The organism is Caballeronia concitans (assembly GCF_001544615.1).
GTDB classification, from domain to species: Bacteria; Pseudomonadota; Gammaproteobacteria; order Burkholderiales; family Burkholderiaceae; genus Caballeronia; species Caballeronia concitans.
The window spans coordinates 76,996-93,589 of the sequence record NZ_FCNV02000005.1 but is presented as its reverse complement, the minus strand read 5'-3'; the positions used below and the strand labels follow the sequence as shown (position 1 = coordinate 93,589).

18 protein-coding genes are annotated in these 16,594 nt (G+C 64.8%); 6 read left to right on the top strand and 12 right to left on the bottom strand.

The features are described 5' to 3' along the window. Nucleotides 1–24 precede the first annotated feature (24 nt). Nucleotides 25–1,332, bottom strand: coding sequence for a cellulase family glycosylhydrolase (locus tag AWB72_RS14675; protein ID WP_040048462.1), 1,308 nt, complete (start codon nt 1,330–1,332; stop codon nt 25–27). A 4-nt stretch (nt 1,333–1,336) separates the two neighbouring features. Then, nucleotides 1,337–2,677, bottom strand: coding sequence for an O-antigen ligase family protein (locus tag AWB72_RS14670; protein ID WP_208863144.1), 1,341 nt, complete (start codon nt 2,675–2,677; stop codon nt 1,337–1,339). Between the two features lie 553 nt (nt 2,678–3,230). On the opposite strand from AWB72_RS14670, the gene AWB72_RS14665 reads away from it, so the two are divergent. After that, nucleotides 3,231–4,007 carry a hypothetical protein gene (locus AWB72_RS14665; protein ID WP_052449647.1) on the top strand — a complete coding sequence of 259 codons (777 nt, stop codon included), beginning with the start codon at nt 3,231–3,233 and terminating at the stop codon, nt 4,005–4,007. Between the two features lie 19 nt (nt 4,008–4,026). Here AWB72_RS14665 and AWB72_RS14660 read toward each other — a convergent pair whose 3' ends face one another. From AWB72_RS14660 to AWB72_RS14650, 3 genes are all read right to left on the bottom strand, one after another. Then, nucleotides 4,027–4,545: a CBS domain-containing protein gene (locus AWB72_RS14660; RefSeq protein ID WP_040048588.1), complete on the bottom strand. Its 519-nt coding sequence runs from the start codon at nt 4,543–4,545 to the stop codon at nt 4,027–4,029. 31 nt (nt 4,546–4,576) lie between these two features. Continuing rightward, nucleotides 4,577–4,867 carry a TFIIB-type zinc ribbon-containing protein gene (locus AWB72_RS14655; RefSeq protein ID WP_040048461.1) on the bottom strand — a complete coding sequence of 97 codons (291 nt, stop codon included), beginning with the start codon at nt 4,865–4,867 and terminating at the stop codon, nt 4,577–4,579. A gap of 140 nt (nt 4,868–5,007) precedes the next feature. Then, nucleotides 5,008–7,593, bottom strand: a complete 2,586-nt coding sequence (locus AWB72_RS14650; protein ID WP_052449646.1) for a tetratricopeptide repeat protein — start codon at nt 7,591–7,593, stop codon at nt 5,008–5,010. Between the two features lie 238 nt (nt 7,594–7,831). Here AWB72_RS14650 and AWB72_RS14645 point away from each other — a divergent pair, with 238 nt between their 5' ends. Next, the gene (locus AWB72_RS14645) at nt 7,832–8,533 is read left to right on the top strand and encodes a carbonic anhydrase (RefSeq protein WP_040048460.1); all 702 of its coding nucleotides are present in this window, start codon (nt 7,832–7,834) and stop codon (nt 8,531–8,533) included. 49 nt (nt 8,534–8,582) lie between these two features. On the opposite strand, the gene AWB72_RS14640 is transcribed toward AWB72_RS14645, so the two are convergent. Continuing rightward, entirely contained in the window at nt 8,583–9,128 is a 546-nt protein-coding gene (locus AWB72_RS14640; protein WP_040048459.1) for a DUF4142 domain-containing protein, read from the bottom strand. Nucleotides 9,129–9,269: 141 nt separating this feature from the next. Between AWB72_RS14640 and AWB72_RS14635 the strand changes: the two genes are divergently transcribed. Together AWB72_RS14635 and AWB72_RS14630 are read left to right on the top strand one after the other, a co-directional pair. Next, nucleotides 9,270–9,491, top strand: coding sequence for an FmdB family zinc ribbon protein (locus tag AWB72_RS14635; protein ID WP_040048458.1), 222 nt, complete (start codon nt 9,270–9,272; stop codon nt 9,489–9,491). 212 nt (nt 9,492–9,703) lie between these two features. Then, nucleotides 9,704–9,973, top strand: a complete 270-nt coding sequence (locus AWB72_RS14630) for a DUF1488 family protein (protein ID WP_040048457.1) — start codon at nt 9,704–9,706, stop codon at nt 9,971–9,973. Between the two features lie 199 nt (nt 9,974–10,172). Here the strand turns inward: AWB72_RS14630 and AWB72_RS14625 are convergent, their stop codons facing one another. Next, nucleotides 10,173–10,640 (bottom strand): response regulator, encoded by a 468-nt coding sequence (locus AWB72_RS14625; protein ID WP_040048456.1) that lies wholly within the window; start codon nt 10,638–10,640, stop codon nt 10,173–10,175. An 89-nt stretch (nt 10,641–10,729) separates the two neighbouring features. Beyond that, nucleotides 10,730–11,245, bottom strand: coding sequence for an ElaB/YgaM/YqjD family protein (locus tag AWB72_RS14620; protein ID WP_244285635.1), 516 nt, complete (start codon nt 11,243–11,245; stop codon nt 10,730–10,732). A gap of 312 nt (nt 11,246–11,557) precedes the next feature. Here AWB72_RS14620 and AWB72_RS14615 point away from each other — a divergent pair, with 312 nt between their 5' ends. Next, nucleotides 11,558–12,505 (top strand): DMT family transporter, encoded by a 948-nt coding sequence (locus AWB72_RS14615; protein ID WP_040048454.1) that lies wholly within the window; start codon nt 11,558–11,560, stop codon nt 12,503–12,505. 27 nt (nt 12,506–12,532) lie between these two features. Here the strand turns inward: AWB72_RS14615 and AWB72_RS14610 are convergent, their stop codons facing one another. From AWB72_RS14610 to AWB72_RS14600, 3 genes are all read right to left on the bottom strand, one after another. Beyond that, the gene (locus AWB72_RS14610) at nt 12,533–13,066 is read right to left on the bottom strand and encodes a cupin domain-containing protein (RefSeq protein ID WP_143754631.1); all 534 of its coding nucleotides are present in this window, start codon (nt 13,064–13,066) and stop codon (nt 12,533–12,535) included. Between the two features lie 106 nt (nt 13,067–13,172). Then, nucleotides 13,173–13,418: a hypothetical protein gene (locus AWB72_RS14605; RefSeq protein WP_244285634.1), complete on the bottom strand. Its 246-nt coding sequence runs from the start codon at nt 13,416–13,418 to the stop codon at nt 13,173–13,175. A gap of 26 nt (nt 13,419–13,444) precedes the next feature. Beyond that, a complete protein-coding gene (locus tag AWB72_RS14600; protein WP_052449644.1) occupies nt 13,445–13,852 on the bottom strand; it encodes a hypothetical protein in 408 nt (135 codons plus the stop codon). A gap of 213 nt (nt 13,853–14,065) precedes the next feature. Between AWB72_RS14600 and AWB72_RS14595 the strand changes: the two genes are divergently transcribed. Beyond that, nucleotides 14,066–14,983: a LysR family transcriptional regulator gene (locus AWB72_RS14595; protein ID WP_040048453.1), complete on the top strand. Its 918-nt coding sequence runs from the start codon at nt 14,066–14,068 to the stop codon at nt 14,981–14,983. Nucleotides 14,984–15,107: 124 nt separating this feature from the next. Here AWB72_RS14595 and AWB72_RS14590 read toward each other — a convergent pair whose 3' ends face one another. Then, nucleotides 15,108–16,586: an NCS1 family nucleobase:cation symporter-1 gene (locus AWB72_RS14590; RefSeq protein ID WP_040048452.1), complete on the bottom strand. Its 1,479-nt coding sequence runs from the start codon at nt 16,584–16,586 to the stop codon at nt 15,108–15,110. Between the last annotated feature and the right edge of the window lie 8 nt (nt 16,587–16,594).

Below are 16,594 nucleotides of genomic sequence, written 5' to 3'. Positions count from 1 at the left end.
CCTCGTGCACGCCGTTTGACGCTTTTAATCGACCGTGATGAACACCGGTCCCTGCGCTTCAGTGACTGCCAGCACGTTGCGCTCGTTGCGCCGCGCACCGTACACATCCGTGATGACCGCGCCGGCCGGTAAGCGCGATACATCGAGATTCATGACATTGCCCGCGCCATAGCACCAGACGACATACTTGGTGCGACGCGCGTCTCCGAGCTTGAGCACCACCGTTTGCTCTTTGTCGTCGATGAAATACCGCGCATTTTTCGCGTTGGCCGTGAATGCGAAGAGATGCTTCACGGCGTGATACGCGGGCAGCTTGCCGTTCGCCGCATCGAGCAGACCGAAGTTGTGTTCCATCTCCTTCGGGTCGGTGCCGTCGTTGCGCATGTCGTAATACGACGTCAGCCCGACTTGCGCGATCCAGTTCATCAGCAGCAGGCGCACCGCATGGTTCGCCTGCCGTGCGCGCGCTTCGCTCGAATGACCATTGCCGATATCGGCTACATAGTGATATCCGACGCTCGGATATGACCATTCGGTTGCCCACACTTGCGGACGTTTCGCATAGCCCGACAAGTCGTGACGCAACTCGCGATAGTCGGCGAGCACGGTCTCCGGCTCCTCTTGCCGATACGGATGCACGCTCACGGCATCGGGGCCGGTTTGCGTCGCGCTGATGTCGCCGACCGCGCGAATGAATCCGCGATCGACCTGCTGCACGCCGCCCGTCGCAATGACGACATTGGGATTCGCCGAGCGCGCCGCTTTCACGGCGCTCTCCAGCAGCGCGCGATACGCCGATGGCGATGGCGTCGCGAGCCAGTAATCCTTGTGGTCCTGCTCGTTCCAGACTTCGAAGCGCACCGGCGCATCGCGATAACGCCATGCGGCCTGATAGACATACGTGCGAAACGCGGCGAGCTGCGGCGGGGACGTCGGCGGCTGATTCGGGCTATACGCGTAATGCTTGTAGCCGAGGATGAAAAGCGCGCCGAGGCCGCGAGCACGCAGGTTGTTCACGAGACCGTCGAAGCCCGCGAAGTGCCAGCCATCCGGCGCCTGCACGGCTTCCCAGAACAGGTCGGTGCGCACGAACGAGAAGCCGACGTCCTTCACGGCGTCGAGCAGCTTCGTATCGCCGATCTGGTGGATCGCCACGCCCGTGTTCGCCCTCGCCGATGCAAACGACGGCGCCGCGACATACGCACGCTCGAGCGACGACGCGGAGCCGTCGAGCGCGATGGTCGGCGTCGCCGATGCGGGCAGCATCGCGCCGCACATTGCGAGCAACGCGGCCACGGTCAGCCGCCGCCTGAAGGTGCCGCTCGTTCGCATGGCGTCAGAGACCCCGCAGGCCGTCGTGCTGGGTATCGATGACCGTCATGGCCGTCGTGCCCGGCGTGCCCATGTTTCGCGCGCGCCATCCGGCCGGCATGAAGCGCGTCGGCATGCGCCAGATATGCGGTTGCGTGAGCGTCGCGTTCTCGCGCAGATAGCTGATCGTGATGCCCAGGAACAGCAGGCAGCCGATCGATTCGCAGATGTCGGTCGTCGCAGACGCGAAGAGCAGGAACAGCAGCATCGCCCACGACGGCCGGTCGTTGGCCTCGGCGCGCACCATCAGCCGCACGAAGAATCCCACGAGCAGCACCGCGCCGAAGAAGCCGAAGTTCGCGAGGGCATAGAGCACCGTGTTGTCCGCATACGCGACGTTGAAGCCGAACGCGCTCTCGTAATACGTCGTCGCCGATCCGAAGCCGCCCGGCCCGAGCCCGAGCCAAATACGGTTATCTTTCAGCAGCCCTTCGAGCAGGATCGGCCACGTATTGAACATGCGGTCCTGGAACGAAGCGAGCGTCGTGAAACCGGTGCCGGAAAGATTGAACATCAACTCGGCGACGAACGAAGCGAGCGGAAACACGACGGCGAAGGCCGCCGCGCACAGGGACGCGCGCTTGAAGGTCATCGTCGAGAAAAGGCAATGCACCGCGACGACGAGCGCGAGCGACACGGGCGCCGTCTTGTTGGTCGTCGCGTGAATGGCCGCGCCCGCGGCGACGAGCAACGCGCACTGCATCCAGCGCTTGGGCGTGCGCATGAGCAGCCACGTGGTGAGCAGGCCGGCCATCAGTCCCGTCGATGCGCTGTCGCGTCCGAATCCCGACAGCCGCGACGCCATGCCCACATACGACGCCACCGCGGCTCGCACGTTATGGCCGCCGACCGACACGCTCACGCCGACCCAGGGCATCGGCATGAAGGTATTGGCCAGGATGCCGATGCCGCACAGCGCGGCGAGCACCGCGAATGCCGTCGTCGCCGCGCGCCCGTTCAGCATCATGAGCGCTTGCGGCGAAGCGGTGAGCGCGAAGAGCATCGGCATGACGGTCCATAGCCAGAAGCCGACCGCTTCGGGCGCCACGCCATGCGAAAGCGAAACGCACGACTCCGCGAGCATGTAGAACGCGATGAACGCATGGGTCGCCTTGGGCCGCCGCAGGAGCGTGTACAGCACCCACGCGAACATCAGCGCCTTGGGAAGATAGGCGGCCTGCGGCACGCCTATCATCGAGGTGTAATAGCGGACGACACCCGAGAGCACGTCGCTGCCCACGGCGGCGATGAAAGTCGCCACCCACAGCCTGTCTTCGAGCGAAGCCCTGTTCGATACCGTGTTCATTGATTACCGTCGCATGTCGTTGGGCGCCGTCGTTTGCGAAATGCAAGCATCGACCGCCTCTTGTTGTTTGCACGCTCGGGTGACTGCCGACGAACCTGGCCAGGCTCATCCCCGTTCCCGCAAATTTACCTATGCGGTTCACGGTGATCCGTGCGCATACGCACGAATCTCGTCCGGCGCGGACCCATGTTCGCTTGCGCTGTGTCGGCTTGCGCGCATATGGAAACCGCGGCTTATGCGCACGATCGGCGCTACGAGCGGCAGCGCACATACGCCGCGCTCAGCGAGCAGGAATCGGTGTTTGCACCATGCCGGCGTGACGAAACGCACATGCGTGGGTCGTCGTACATTTCGGCTCGATGGTCACGCATAGGATTGCAGAACAAATGTGCCGCAAGACCGGAAGGCACGCGTGGACAACACGGCGCACGTCATGCACGAACGCGCATCGATTCATTTCGACGCCCGACCCGGCCGCCTTCGCATGCGCCTTCGAATCGAGTCTCGCGCGTAAGCGAATCGCCGTTTATCCCGTCGTTTCCGAGAGCGCTTTATGAATGCACAGGACCGTGCCGCACTGACGCAGGCATCGCGAGGAGGTATCGCGATTTTCGAATCGATGGTATCGCAGCCGACGCTCGAAGCCATCAACCGCCATCTCGACGCCGCCTATGTTGCGACGCCGGATCACGAGCAGTTTTTCGGTTACGCGAAGGACATCGTGCGGACGTTGCGCGACGACGTCGCGTTTCGGGAACTGGAGAGCGAGGCGGTACGCACCGCGTCCAACTGGCTGTCGTCGACGATGCATGTGGACGGCACCGTGGGGCCGTGGTTCGGTCTGCGCGTGGGAAGCAGCGCGTCGCCATCGGGCAGTCATTGCCGACATTTCGATTCGCACGTGCTCACGCTCGTGATCGTGCTGCAAACGGCAAGCGATGCTGACCGCAGCGGCGATCTCATCGTCTATCCGAAGCCGCGCGGCATTCCGCGACGCCGCGACAACGTCCTGCGCAAGAGCGTGCAATGGGGCGAGCGCGCGCTGCCCTTTCCGCTTCGCGCGGCGCGCACGCAACGTCATCTGGAGCGCGGCCAGTGTTACCGCATCCGGGGCACGGCAGGCAGCGTGTATGTGTTCAACGGCTTTCTGATGCAGCACTGCAACCTGGACGTGCTGCAGGGCGAGCGCCGCAGTCTCGTCATTCATTACCTCGATCCGGGCCTGTCGCTCGGGCTGGCGCAGGTGAATCGCCTGCGCCGCAACGAGAAGGCGTTACCGAAGGAAGCCGTGCGTCCAGTCGAGCCGGCCGCCGAACTCGACGTGACGTGATACAGCCTGCTCGCGGCGCTTAAGCGAGGCGCGTCGCGAGTGTTTGCGGCAGCGGGCTGCGGCGCGTGAGCGCGCACGTCGGCGCTTCGTGGTGCGGCCCGCGTACGTAGCTTTCGAGCTGATCGATGGCGAACTGCTGCTCGTCGATGAGATGCCGCACCATGTCGCCGATCGACAGCATGCCAATGAGCCGCCCGTTCTCGATGACCGGCAGATGACGGATGCGATGGTGCGTCATCAGCGCCATGCAGTCGTCCGTGCGCGTTTCGAGACCGATCGACGTGACCGGCGATGTCATGATCTCGCCGACCGTCGTCGTGCGCGACGCCTTGTCCTGCAGGATCACCTTGCGCGCGTAGTCCCGCTCCGTCACGATGCCGTGCACCGCGCCGTTCTGATCGCCGCTCGCCGTCACGACGAGTGCGCCGACGCCCGTGTGCGACATCATGCCGATCGCCTCGAAGAGGCTCGCCTGCGCGCCGATGGTATGGACCGACTTGCCGGTCTTCGCTTTCAGGACTTGCTTCACCGTTGCCATGCCGTTCTCCCGTTGCATGATTTGCGCTGCATCAATCGAAGTCGAAGAGTTCGCCGAGAAAGGACTTCTTGCGGCGCGGATAACCGTGCCGGCCTTTCGAGTCGCCGTAGTGGTGATCGTCGTGACGATAGTGCTGATGCCGGTCACGGTCGCGCGGGTAAGGCTGCGCTTGCTGCACGGAAACCTGCTCGTCGCGCCGGATGAGGTGATCGAGTTCGCCACGGTCGAGCCACACGCCGCGGCAGTTCGGGCAATAGTCGATTTCGATGCCCTCGCGTGCGGTCATCAGCAGGTCCGTCGCGGGGCAGACGGGGCATTTCATGTCGATTCCTTTCTGATTGCTTTCGATGCAACCAATCTAACGGAACGATCGACGGCGTGAAATGCACGAATCCGGATGCATTGGTTCGGAAAAACCGAAGTGTCGCGGCGCGATGCGCAGGCGCCATGCGATGTGTCGGTTCAGCCAGCAGGCGACGCGCACCACGCGCGCCACATGCGCCGGTAGACGTCTTCGAGATGGCGCGTGAAGCGCGGGGCGTTCATCATCGGCGATGCTTCGAGGCGTGTTCGCAGCGATGCGCGCAGTTCAGCAAGACGCGGACGATCGTTCGCAAGACGCGTCACGACATCGACGTAAGCATCATCGTCATGAGCGACGAGTTCCGGCAAGCCGAGGTTCATCAACAGGCTCAGTCCGGCGCGGCTGCACGACGTCTCGCCCGCACGCGAAGGCACGGGCACGCCCATCCAGAGCGCATCGAGACTCGTGGTGTGACCGTTGTACGGAAAAGTATCGAGACCGATGTCGATGTCGCGATACGTCCGCAGATACGCCACGCGGTCCTGATAGCCGACGAACCTCACGCGCGACATGTCCACGCCGAGCGCGCTCAGTCGTTCGCCGAAGCGCTCGCGCGGCCCGGCTCCGGCCAGTAGAACAAAGCGCGCATCCGGTACCGCCGCGAGAATCGCCGCCCACATGCGTAACGGGCGCGCCGATGCCTTGCATGGATTATTCAGGCATCCGAACGTTATGTGGCCGTTGCGTTCGGCGGGCAAGGGTCCGACGCCCGGCGCGTCGGGCGACGTCACACGCGGATCGAAACACCAGAACGTCTCGGGCAGCCAGACGGACTGCTCGCTATAACGCTCGCTCGTCGATTGACCGGGCGGATCGATCCACGGATCGGTCAGCCGATAGCGAATCGCGCGGCTGCCCGTCGTGCCCGGATACGCGAGCCATTGCACCTGCACCGGCGCGGGCCGTCGCGCAAACAGCAACGGGCGGCCGGACGCCATGTGCATCGTCAGATCGACGAGCACGTCTATGCCGTCGTCGCGGATCACCTGTGCGAGCTGCGCGTCGTCGAGCGTGTGGACGTCGCGCCAGACGTCGGCCATCGGGCGCATGAGTTGCGTGATCTCGTCGGGCTGCCTGACGCTCGCATAGCAGACGATTTCGAACGATGCATGGTCGTGCTGGGCGAGCACCGGCGCCGTGAACATCGACTGGCAGTGCGCGCGAAAGTCCGGCGCGACGTAGCCGATCTTCAGCCGTCGCGAAGGCGAGCGGTCGTTCGTGTAGCGCACCTGCGCGTCAAGGAGCGGCGCTTCGTGCCGTGCGGCAAAGCGCAGGCATTCGTCGAGAATCTCTTTGGGCGTCTCCGCGTGATAGGTCAACGCATAGTTGAGATTGCGATGCACGCATTCGTTGTCCGGGGCGCACGCCACCGCCCGGCGAAACTCGTCGATGGCTTCATCCATGCGGCTCATGTCCTTCAGCACGCTCGCGAGATTGTTGTGGGCTTCGGCGGAATCCGGGCAGATGGCGATCGACTGACGCAGCAGCGACTCGGCCTCGGGCAGCCGGTCGAGATCACGCACGATCCGGCCCAGGTTCGTAAGCGCATGCGCATGATCGGGGCGAAGCGCGATAACCCGTCGATATGCCGCATCCGCTTCGGCCAGGCGTCCCTCTGCGCCGAGCAGCACGCCGAGGTTGTAATGCCACTCGGCGTTGTCCGGGCGCATCGCGAGCGCCGCGCGGTATGCCGCTTCGGCTTCGTGCGGCCGTCGTTGGGCGTGAAGCGTATCGGCGAGGCAGGCGCGCGCGTCGGCATTCTCGGGCTGCAAAGCGATGACGTGCCGATACGCGCGCTCCGCGTCGTCATGCCGTCCGAGTTCCCGCTGCACGCGCGCCAGTCCCATGAAGGCGTCGGCGTCATCAGCGCGAATGGCGAGCGCCGCGCGGAACGCGGCTTCGGCCTCCGCGAACCGGCCGAGCGACGTCAGCGAGTGGGCGGCCCCGCAATGCGCCTCCACGTAATCGGGCCGCAGTTCGGTCGCGCGCCGGTGAAAGGCCAGCGCCAGTGCGTAATTCCCGCTCTGTTGCAGTAGCAGTCCGAGATTGTGATGTGCCACTTCGAAGCCCGGACGCGCCCGCACCGCGCGAAGCAGCGCCCTGCGCGCCTCGTCCAGCCGCCCCTCTTCGCGCAGCATGTTGCCGAGATTGTTATGCGCTTCGGCGTAATCGGGACGTGCGGCCGTCGCATTGCGATAAGCGGCTTCCGCTTCGGCGAAGCGCCCTCGAGCCGACAACAGGTTCGCGAGGTTGTAATGCGCTTCGGCAAGATCCGGGCGACCGCGCACCGCCTCACGCAAGCACGCTTCGGCCTCGTCCGGCCGCCCGAGCTGGCGCAACAGATTGCCGAGGTTGTAATGCGCTTCGGAAAAGTCCGGCCGAATCGAAATCGCCCGCCGATATACCGATTCGGCTTCCGCGACGCGCCCTTGCGACATCAGCAGATTCGCGAGATTGCCGTAGCTGCCCGCGTGATCCGGATAGTCGTCGATGGTGCGGCGCCAATGCCTTTCCGCATCGTCGAGCCGGTTCAACCGGTAACAGCAAATGGCGGCCAGATTGAGTGCTTCAGGGTTCGCGGCCGATACCGCGATCAAGGAATTCAGTGCGTACAGCGCCTGCTCGAAATCGCCATTCGAATAAAGGGCGGCGGCGGTATCGTAAGAATGGGAATGAAAGTGCATGAACGAAGCCTGAACGACGCGTTTTCGATGATTGCCAAAGGGTAAAACTAGCAGACGCGCCTGGCGGATTCGTCAATAACTATAAAGCCGTGCAAAAGACGAAACAGCGCGAGAACGCGCCGCATTCGCGCTTTGAAACGTTCGACGACTTGCACATCATCCCAAAACCCCGCAAGCTCTTGTCTGGCGGCGGGCGGCTGCTCGCCAATCCGCGCCAATCCGCACTTCAAGGGCCCCCATGTCCGATAAATCCACGATGACCGAAGAACGCGAAGGCTCCGATCAGCCCGACCTGCTCTACCTTTTGCGAGGCGCCGAAGATTTCAGCCGCTTCGTGTTTCCCGACAGCGAAGCGCTCTTCAAGAGCCTCGCGCACCGGCAGACGCCGCATACGCTTTTCATCACCTGCGCCGACTCGCGGGTGTCGCCCGAGATGATCACGCAAACGCGACCGGGCGAGCTGTTCGTGTGCCGCAACATCGGCAATATCGTGCCGGCGTACGGCGAAATGCTCGGCGGCGTCTCGGCGGTGGTGGAGTTCGCGGTGCTCGCGCTGAACGTGCGGCAGATCGTGATTTGCGGCCACTCGGACTGCGGCGCGATGAAAGGCCTCGCATCGGGCGCGACCATCGCCGATGAGATGCCGACGGTGCACGCCTGGCTGCGCAACGCGGAAGCCGCGCGCAGCGTCGTGATGGCGCGAAAGCTGGAAGAAGCGCGCGTCGTGCAGGCGATGGTCGAGGAGAACATCCGGCTGCAGCTCACGCACTTGCGCACGCATCCGGCGGTCGCCGGGCGGCTTGCGCTGAAGCAACTGCAGGTGCAGGGCTGGGTCTACGACATCGGGCAAGGCGAAGTGTCGATTTTCGACGAAGGCGGCGGCGGCTTCGAGTCGATTCCCGAAGCGCGCGAGCGTCTGCTGCGCCAGGGCGCGGCTTAAGCGCCCGCTTCTGCAACGGCGCGGCGAACCCGCGCCGTTCACTGGCTGCTTACTGCACGCCCTTCTTGGCCGCGAGATCCTGCGCCATCTTCAAGTGCTGCTGGATGGTCGGCAGCGCCTTCTGAGCCGCCTTCTTCAGGTCGGCGTTCTGGCCATCCTGCGCTTCCTTCTGGAACGCCTCGACGGCCTTCTGGTGGCCCTCGAGACCGACTTTCTGGATGTAGGCCGTATCGAATTCCTTGCCCTTCAGGCCCTTCAGCGAATCGAGCACGGCGGTATCCGAGTTGTCCTTCGGCACGGTCACGCCATGCGGCGCGGCCATCTTGAGCTGCATCGTGAGCTTGGTGTGATCGAGCATCATGTGATGCGCGAAGTTCTTCACGTCCTTGTCCTGCGATTGCTTGGTCGCGAGCTTGGCCGCATCGATTTCGGTCGAGCCGGACATGGACGCTGCCTGCACGAACTCCTTGTCCTGCGCGGGCAAGTCGTTGGCCATCGTCGTGCTGGCTGCCTGCGTCTGCGCGAGCGTGACGGCCGGCGCCGCGGCAAAGAGCGCCGATGCCAGCGCGGTGAGCAGAACTGCATTGGGTTTCATTGAGGCCTCCTTTGGTGTTGATTACCCGCTCATCCAGCAATAGCGATGCCACGCGCAACCCATGCGTCGGCAAGCGGAATGCCTCTTGCTGACGATAGGGCTTGCTACACTGTTCTTATTCCCTTCCGCGACAGAAATCCCATGCCCGTTTATGACTACGAGTGCACGCGATGCGGCACCTTCGAAGCAGTGCGACGCATCGCCGAACGCGATGACCCCGCATCCTGTCCCGATTGCGGCGAGACCGCTGGACGCGTGACGATCGGCGCGCCGACGGTGGGCGGCAGCAGCAAGGACTCGGCCGGATCCGAGGGCGTCGGCGGCTACGGCATGCGTCACGTTGGGGGCTGTTCCTGTTGCTAGACGGGCATCGCTTGCAGCCGCGCGGGCATGTTCGAGCGCGGCGGGCATGGCCGTTGCAAACCATCCGGAACGCGCCGCGCGGCGTATCATGCAAATCGGCACTTCGCTCCACGCTCAAAGGCCTGCGAAGGCATTGCGCTCCATGCGCCGGCTTGCAGGTTCGTCGCACACACTGCGGTCAGCGTTTTCCCAACGAAAACAGGAGGTGAAGGATGGCGATTGAGTTCAGCGGGCGGCGTCACGTCGTGGCGGCGGCGCGAGTCGCATTCGAGGCAACCGTCGACGGACGCGAAGTCTGGTGCAGCGTTTCTCTCGACGCGCTCAACGATCACTTCGGCAACGCCGGCACGTCATCGCACGCGATGCTGAGCGCATTCGAAGGCGGGCGCGTGGAAATCGAGGAGGCCGCCCGGCGGACGCTGGAGCGCAATGGCGGCCAATCCGTCGAACTCGAAACGAACGATTTCAATAGACGCAGTTGAGGCCGCATCGGCCGGATCGCGTCGACCTTTACGCCTTTACGCGCGCCCGTTGCGGCGCGCGATTTCAAGGGGCCGACGCGACCGGCTTTCCGCAATCGACGACACCGCGCGCGCCGGTAAGCTCATCTAACGATAGCGCTATGCAGTAACGCCTTTCTTCAACTGTGGCGACGTTCAGCCTGTCCACACGCAAGCGCGATCACCGCGCATAAAACCGCGTCAACACATCCACGAGCCACCATATCGGACATGGCTTGCGGCACACGCCGTCGTAACCGGCCGTTTGCAGCACGTCCGGCGGATCGCGCACCTCGTCGCCGCCGAACGCGATGACCAGCCGCTGCTCTGTATCGGCTTGCTCGCGCAGCGTGCGCACGAGCGCGTGGTCGAACGTGCCGGGCCGCACCTGTCCGCCCGCCACTCTGCCGAGACGCGTATCGACGAACACCGCCTGCGGCCGCCACGTCGACGCCAGTTCGATGGCACGCTGCTCATCGCCGACCTGCACGGCTTCGAAGCCGCGCATGGCGAGCAAGAGCGCGAAGGAATCGCCCACATTCGGTTCCACGTGCGCGATGAGCACGCGCCGCGGCTGAGGCGTCCCCGCGGTGCGTTGCGTCCAGATTTCGCGGCGGCCCGTCCGCGCCCGGTTCGATTCTCCATCCATGTCCGTTCGGCACGGCGATAAGCGCCGCTCTATACCCGACCTTAAGCAAGGACGAGGCCCGCCGCGCGCCTCCGGTCGTTTGGCGATGCTCAGCGCGACATCAGCAAGCCGACGATCAGCCCGCCGATCGCGGCCATCGTGATCGCCTTCCACGGGTTGTCGTGGACGAAGTCGTCGGTGCCTTCGGTGACGCGGCGGTATCGCGCGACGGCGACGTCCTGCGCGCCGGAAATGACGCGCTTCGCTCGCACGCCCGCCGAAGTCGCGTCCGGATGAAAGCGGCTGCCCTGCCCCTCAGACGCGGCGGATGCCGGCTGCGCGAGCACGGCGGGACTGTCGCCGCCCTCCAGCGCGCTGCCGTGCACATGCGCGGGCGAGCGCGTCGGCACGTTCCTGACCGGCCGATGCGCCGCGCCCGGTGCAAGCGAGCTCACGTTGTCGTCGTTACTGTGTTCCATGCCGGGGCCGAGCGCCGCTTCCATTGCGTTGGTCACCGCGCTGCGCGATAGCGGCGGTTCGGGCGGCTGCGCGGACGATGTCCCGGCGCTGCCGTTCGGCGCGCTTCCCGATGTCATCCCCGATGCGTTGCCGTTCACTTGAGCCATGACTTCCTCTCCTGTATGCGTCGTTTGTCGCATTGGCCAATCAATGCGCATCATCACGACGCAAGAGTCGCACCGGACCGCCGCACGCGCCATTCATCCGTTCGGCATAGGCGAAACGCACTGCGCGGCGGCGCCGCATATCGCAATTTCTTTCACATACCGGTGAGAATTGCTCGTTTGCCGCGTAACGCCCGCCCGCCTACGATGACTCTCCTGTCAGGCGAAGCATGTTTCGTTTCACGCCGCGCCGAAGCATTCGCGCCGCGCCCGCCCCTACGATGGCTTCGCTCCGACTCTTTTGCAAAGCCCGCCATGAACCCTGTCAATCTCGCTCAACTGCTCGTTCTCGCCGCGCTGTGGGGCGGCTCGTTCCTGTTCATCCGCGTCGGCGTGACCGATCTCGGCGTCGCGCCGCTGATGGCGCTGCGCGTCGGCATCGGCGCGCTGTTTCTGTTGATCGTGCTGGCGCTGCGCGGCTCGCCGCGTGCGGCCCTTGCGACGATGCGCCAACGCGCGTGGCCGCTCATCGTCGTCGGCGTGTTCAATTCGGCCGCGCCGTTCTGTCTCTTCGCTTATGCCGAGCTGACGCTGTCGGCGGGCGTGACGTCCGTCATCAACGCGACGACGCCGCTCTGGGGCGCGCTCGTCGCATTCCTGTGGCTGGGCGACCGGCTGAGCCGCCTGCGCGTCGCGGGACTCGCGATCGGCTTCGCAGGCGTGCTCGCGCTCGTGTGGGACCAGATGTTCGTCCACGATGCGAGCGCGGCCGCCTCCGCCATCACGCCGGCGAGCACCGCGCTCGCCGCGCTGGCCGCGCTTGCGGCGACGCTCTGCTACGGCATCGCGGCGAGCTACACGAAGCGGCATCTGATGGGCGTGGATTCGCTGACGGTCGCCGCCGGCACGATGACCGCCGCGACGCTCGTGCTTGTGCCGTTCGCGCTGGCGTCGTGGCCAACGGGGCCGGTATCGATGAATGCGTGGGGCGCGGTGCTCGGACTGGGCGTGGCATGCACGGGCGTTGCGTACATGCTGTTCTTTCATTTGATCGCGGTGGCCGGGCCGGCGCGCGCCATCACGGTGACCTTCGTGATTCCGATCTTCGGCATTCTGTGGGGCGCGCTGTTCCTCGCGGAACGGGTGTCGGTCGGCATGGCGGCGGCGTGCGGCGTCGTGCTCGCGGGGACGGCGCTGGCGACCGGCGTCGTCAGCCGCGTGCCTTCATGGCGCGCCCGTCGCCGGGAATGCGCGAAACAGTGAGCGCGTTCGCCGCGCGCGTTACGCCGCTCAGCGCCACAGCCGCGTGAGCGGCCCGTCATCGCCGCCGACGGGATCGCTGTCCGGAAACGGCAGCGCCTGCATGGCGCGGAGTTCCTCGTCGTCGAGCGCGCTGCGCCGGATGTCCCATTGCTGATCCGGCGGATACGCGCCGATCACCTGGAAGCGGCGGCCGCTCGTCAGCAGGCAATGGCCCGTGCCGGCGGGCAAGATGAGCGCATCGCCGGCGCGCACGGAAATCACGCGTCCGCGCGGACCGCCGATGATCAGTTCCGCTTCTCCCGACGCCACGCCCAGCGCTTCGTGCGCCGTCGAGTGGAAATGGTGATAGTCGAAGACGCCATCGCGCCACTGCGGCGGCCAGCCGTTCTGCGCGAAGAGCGCTTCGAAGCGGCTGCCGCAATCGCGCCCTTCGGGATCGATCGCGCCCCGCCACAGCAACACCGGCAAGCGCGCGTTGTTCGGCACCCAGTCGTTGGCGGCGAGCATGAAGTGCTCGCAGTGGGCGTCGGCTGCCAGAAGCGTTTCGGATTGCACGGGCATGGTGGGTTCTCCGCGAAGGGTTACCGTGGCGCAGCAACGCATGTTCCCGTCGCGATCCCGCATGTCGTGCGAGCGCCGCGTCACCCGGACACCGACGCCCTCGCGATTACCGCCCGTGCCAGTGCCCGTAACCACCGAACCCGACGCCCACTGAAACCGACGGCGCGTAATACGCCGGCCCGTACGCATAACCGTAAGCAGGCGCGTAGCCGTACGCGGGTGCGGGCGCATAACCGTAGGGCGGCGCATAGACGCAGCCGCCGAGCGCCGCCGCGAGCGCGAGCGTGACGGGCAGCACCAGCAAGCGCCCGACGCTGCGATTGCCCGATATCTTTTTTGATCGCTTATTCATGAAACAGTCTCCCGCCTAATCCTGGCTTACCAGTGCCGATACCCATAGCCGCCGTGATGCGCGTACCAGTCGCGGCGGTCCCAGTAGCGGGCGCCGTCCCAATACCGGTCGCCATGCCAGCCGATGACGATGGCCGGCGCGGGCGCCACGACCACCGGCGCTGGCTGATAGACGACGGGCGGCGCCGGCTGATACACGACGGGCGGCGGCGGAGGCGGCACGGGTTGCTGCTCGACGTAAGCCGGTTGCTGCTCGACGTAAGCCGGTTGCTGCTGCTCGACATAAACGGGCGGCGGCGGCGCGGCGTAAACCGGCGCGGCGGCAACGACCGGCACGCCGAGATTGACCCCGATGCTCACGTGCGCCATTGCTGCCTCGCAGGCCACGCCTGCGGACGCAACGATGGAAAGCCCGATGAAACCCTTGATATTCATTTCTTCCTCTGCCGATAAAGCCGCCGTGGGAATGCGGCCATGAATCCATGTTATTCGCGGCCCGCCGGGCTTGCGTTACAACGCCTGTAACAGATGTGAACGCTGAAACGAACGGTCGCGCGGAACGGTGCAGAACGGCCGGAAGGCGCGCGGCGTTGCGCCTGCGCATCGGCTCGTGGGATAGTGCGGGCTTCGTCGAAAGCGGATGACCGAATGGACCTGTTGCGGAGCATGCGGATTTTCACGCGCGTCGCGGAAGCATCGAGCTTCACTGCGGCGGCGCAGCAGTTGGACATCACCACCGCGCAGGCGTCGCGCGCGGTCACGGAACTGGAGACGCATCTGCGCACGCGGCTTCTGAATCGCACGACGCGGCGCGTCGCCCTTACCGATGCCGGCAACCGCTATCTCGCCCGCTGCAAGGAAGTGACGGCGCTCGTCGATCTGTCGGAGGCCGAGGCCAGCAACGCGCAAGTGTCGCCGAGCGGCGTGCTGCGCATGCACGCGCCGATCACGTTCGGGCAGCACTATGTCGTGCCGGCGCTCACGCGCTATCTCGACGCGCATCCGCAAGTGCGCGTGGAACTGACGCTCTCGCAGAACGTCCCCGACATGCTCGACGAAGGCTACGACGTCTTCCTGCAGATCACGACATCCACGTTGCCGGATTCGGCGCTCGTCTCCAACCGCATCTGCTCGATGCCGAGCGTGCTGTGCGCATCGCCGCGTTATCTGGAGCGGGCGGGCGTGCCGCGCACCATCGACGATCTGCCGAAACACGCCTGCCTGCAACTCGTGACGGCGTTTTTCCCGGTCGATCGCTGGTTCTTCGACGGGCCGCAAGGCAGTGTCGAAGTGGAATTGCCGCCCGGCCGATTGCGCGTGAATGCCGCCGATGCGCTCGCCGTCGCGGTCACGGACGGCCTGGGCATTGCGCCGCTCCCGGCGCTTTCGGTGCAGCCGTTGCTAAAGAGTGGCGCGCTCGTGCGCGTGCTGCCGGAATGGGAACTGCAGACCATGACGATCTACGCGATGTACGCATCGCGCCAGTATCTCGACGCGAAGATCAGGACGTGGGTGGATTTCCTGCGCGATTTCGTCGATGGCACGCTGCGGACCGAGCGGGCCTGAAGCATCCGCGAACGCGGATATCGTCAGCAGCGTCGGCGGCGACAGCATGCGTACGGCGCGTTTCGTCTGACAAGCGTGAGCGCTTGCGCAGTGGGTGAGCGGGAACGTCAGGCGCCTGGCGTGCTTATTTCCGTCGCGCGATACGCATCAACACGACGTACAGCAGCGCGCCCGCCGCCGCGCCGATCAGCCAGCCGAGATTGTTCGCGGGCAGGAGCTTCAGAAGCTGCGTCGACAATTCCCAGCCCACTGAAATGACGCCCGATATGACGAGCGCCGCGAGCCCGACCTTGTTCCATCCGCCGTCGTAGTAGAAGCGCGCGCCGGGTTGCATCGTGTAGAGTTCGGCGGCGTTCACCTGCTGACGCTTGACGAGGTAATAGTCGGCCATCATCACGCCGTACATGGGCGCGAGCACGGCGCCGAAGACCGAAACGAAAATGGTGATCGCCTTCGGGCTGTCGACGAAGATCCACGGACACACGACCACCGCGAGTATCGACGCGATCAGCCCGCCCTTCTTGAAGTCAACGTGCTTCGGAAAAAGATTGGCGATGTCGTACGCCGGCGAAACGAAGTTGGCGACGATATTGATGCCCATCGTCGCGATGATGAACGTGATGCTGCCGATCGCCACCGCCACCTTGTTCTCGATGCGGGAAACGATCTCGACCGGGTCCATGATCATCGCGCCGAAGACCTTCTCGCTGCCCGCCGTGACGATCACCGTGATGATCGCGAATGCAAGGAAGTTGAACGGCAACCCGAGAAAATTGCCGATTTTCATCTGCCGCTCGCTCTTCGCGAAGCGCGAGAAGTCGCCGAAATTCAGCAGCAGCGCCGCGAAATAACTCACGACGAGCAGGGTCGCGTTGACCATCGCGTGCAATTGCTGGTCGCCGGGCAGCACCTTGCCGGAGAGCGTGAGATCGAGACTGCCGAGTCCCGCGCGATACAGAATCCAGCCCATCAGAAAAAACATCACGACATACACGGCCGGCCCGCAGAAGTCGATGAACTTGCGGATGATCTCCATGCCGCGCTGAAAGATGATGAGCTGCAGCAGCCACATGAAAAGAAAGCTGATCCAGCCGAGCATGTCGAGCCGCAGAAAGCTCGTATCGCGCAGCGCGATGGCCGACGGCACGAAGAGCAGCAGGAGCGTCGCGACCGCCTTGGAAGCGAAATACGTCTGCACGCCGTACCACACGATGCCGACCACGCCGCGAATGAGCGCGGCGAGATTCGCGCCCATGACGCCCATCGACACGCGCGCCATGACCGGGAACGGAATGCCGTGCACGAGGCTCGGCTTGCCGACCCAGTTCATCAGCACATAGACGATGAGAATGCCGATGGTCATCGCAAGCAGCACTTGCCAGCCCGAAAGCCCGAGCAGGAAGAGGCTCGCCGCGAACGTGTAGCCGCCGACGCTGTGCACGTCCGACATCCACATAGCGAAGATGCTGTAGCCGGTCCACGTTCGGCGCGTGCGCGGCACGGGCGCGAGATCGTGGTTATAGAGGCGCTCGTCGGCATTGACGACTTCGATATCGGCGCCGGGGCCGAGCGCGGAGGTATCGGCTACGTGAGAAGCTGGCATGACCGTCT

Bases quoted from the DNA above. Each gene is read 5' to 3' on its own strand.
- AWB72_RS14670 (WP_208863144.1), bottom strand. From the start codon at position 2,677: ATGAACACGGTATCGAACAGGGCTTCGCTCGAAGACAGGCTGTGGGTG.
- AWB72_RS14650 (WP_052449646.1), bottom strand. From the start codon at position 7,593: ATGCACTTTCATTCCCATTCTTACGATACCGCCGCCGCCCTTTATTCG.
- AWB72_RS14615 (WP_040048454.1), top strand. From the start codon at position 11,558: ATGAACCCTGTCAATCTCGCTCAACTGCTCGTTCTCGCCGCGCTGTGG.
- AWB72_RS14590 (WP_040048452.1), bottom strand. From the start codon at position 16,586: ATGCCAGCTTCTCACGTAGCCGATACCTCCGCGCTCGGCCCCGGCGCC.
- AWB72_RS14665 (WP_052449647.1), top strand. From the start codon at position 3,231: ATGAATGCACAGGACCGTGCCGCACTGACGCAGGCATCGCGAGGAGGT.
- AWB72_RS14655 (WP_040048461.1), bottom strand. From the start codon at position 4,867: ATGAAATGCCCCGTCTGCCCCGCGACGGACCTGCTGATGACCGCACGC.
- AWB72_RS14605 (WP_244285634.1), bottom strand. From the start codon at position 13,418: ATGAATAAGCGATCAAAAAAGATATCGGGCAATCGCAGCGTCGGGCGC.
- AWB72_RS14610 (WP_143754631.1), bottom strand. From the start codon at position 13,066: ATGCCCGTGCAATCCGAAACGCTTCTGGCAGCCGACGCCCACTGCGAG.
- AWB72_RS14675 (WP_040048462.1), bottom strand. From the start codon at position 1,332: ATGCGAACGAGCGGCACCTTCAGGCGGCGGCTGACCGTGGCCGCGTTG.
- AWB72_RS14600 (WP_052449644.1), bottom strand. From the start codon at position 13,852: ATGAATATCAAGGGTTTCATCGGGCTTTCCATCGTTGCGTCCGCAGGC.
- AWB72_RS14635 (WP_040048458.1), top strand. From the start codon at position 9,270: ATGCCCGTTTATGACTACGAGTGCACGCGATGCGGCACCTTCGAAGCA.
- AWB72_RS14640 (WP_040048459.1), bottom strand. From the start codon at position 9,128: ATGAAACCCAATGCAGTTCTGCTCACCGCGCTGGCATCGGCGCTCTTT.
- AWB72_RS14625 (WP_040048456.1), bottom strand. From the start codon at position 10,640: ATGGATGGAGAATCGAACCGGGCGCGGACGGGCCGCCGCGAAATCTGG.
- AWB72_RS14645 (WP_040048460.1), top strand. From the start codon at position 7,832: ATGTCCGATAAATCCACGATGACCGAAGAACGCGAAGGCTCCGATCAG.
- AWB72_RS14630 (WP_040048457.1), top strand. From the start codon at position 9,704: ATGGCGATTGAGTTCAGCGGGCGGCGTCACGTCGTGGCGGCGGCGCGA.
- AWB72_RS14595 (WP_040048453.1), top strand. From the start codon at position 14,066: ATGGACCTGTTGCGGAGCATGCGGATTTTCACGCGCGTCGCGGAAGCA.
- AWB72_RS14660 (WP_040048588.1), bottom strand. From the start codon at position 4,545: ATGGCAACGGTGAAGCAAGTCCTGAAAGCGAAGACCGGCAAGTCGGTC.
- AWB72_RS14620 (WP_244285635.1), bottom strand. From the start codon at position 11,245: ATGGCTCAAGTGAACGGCAACGCATCGGGGATGACATCGGGAAGCGCG.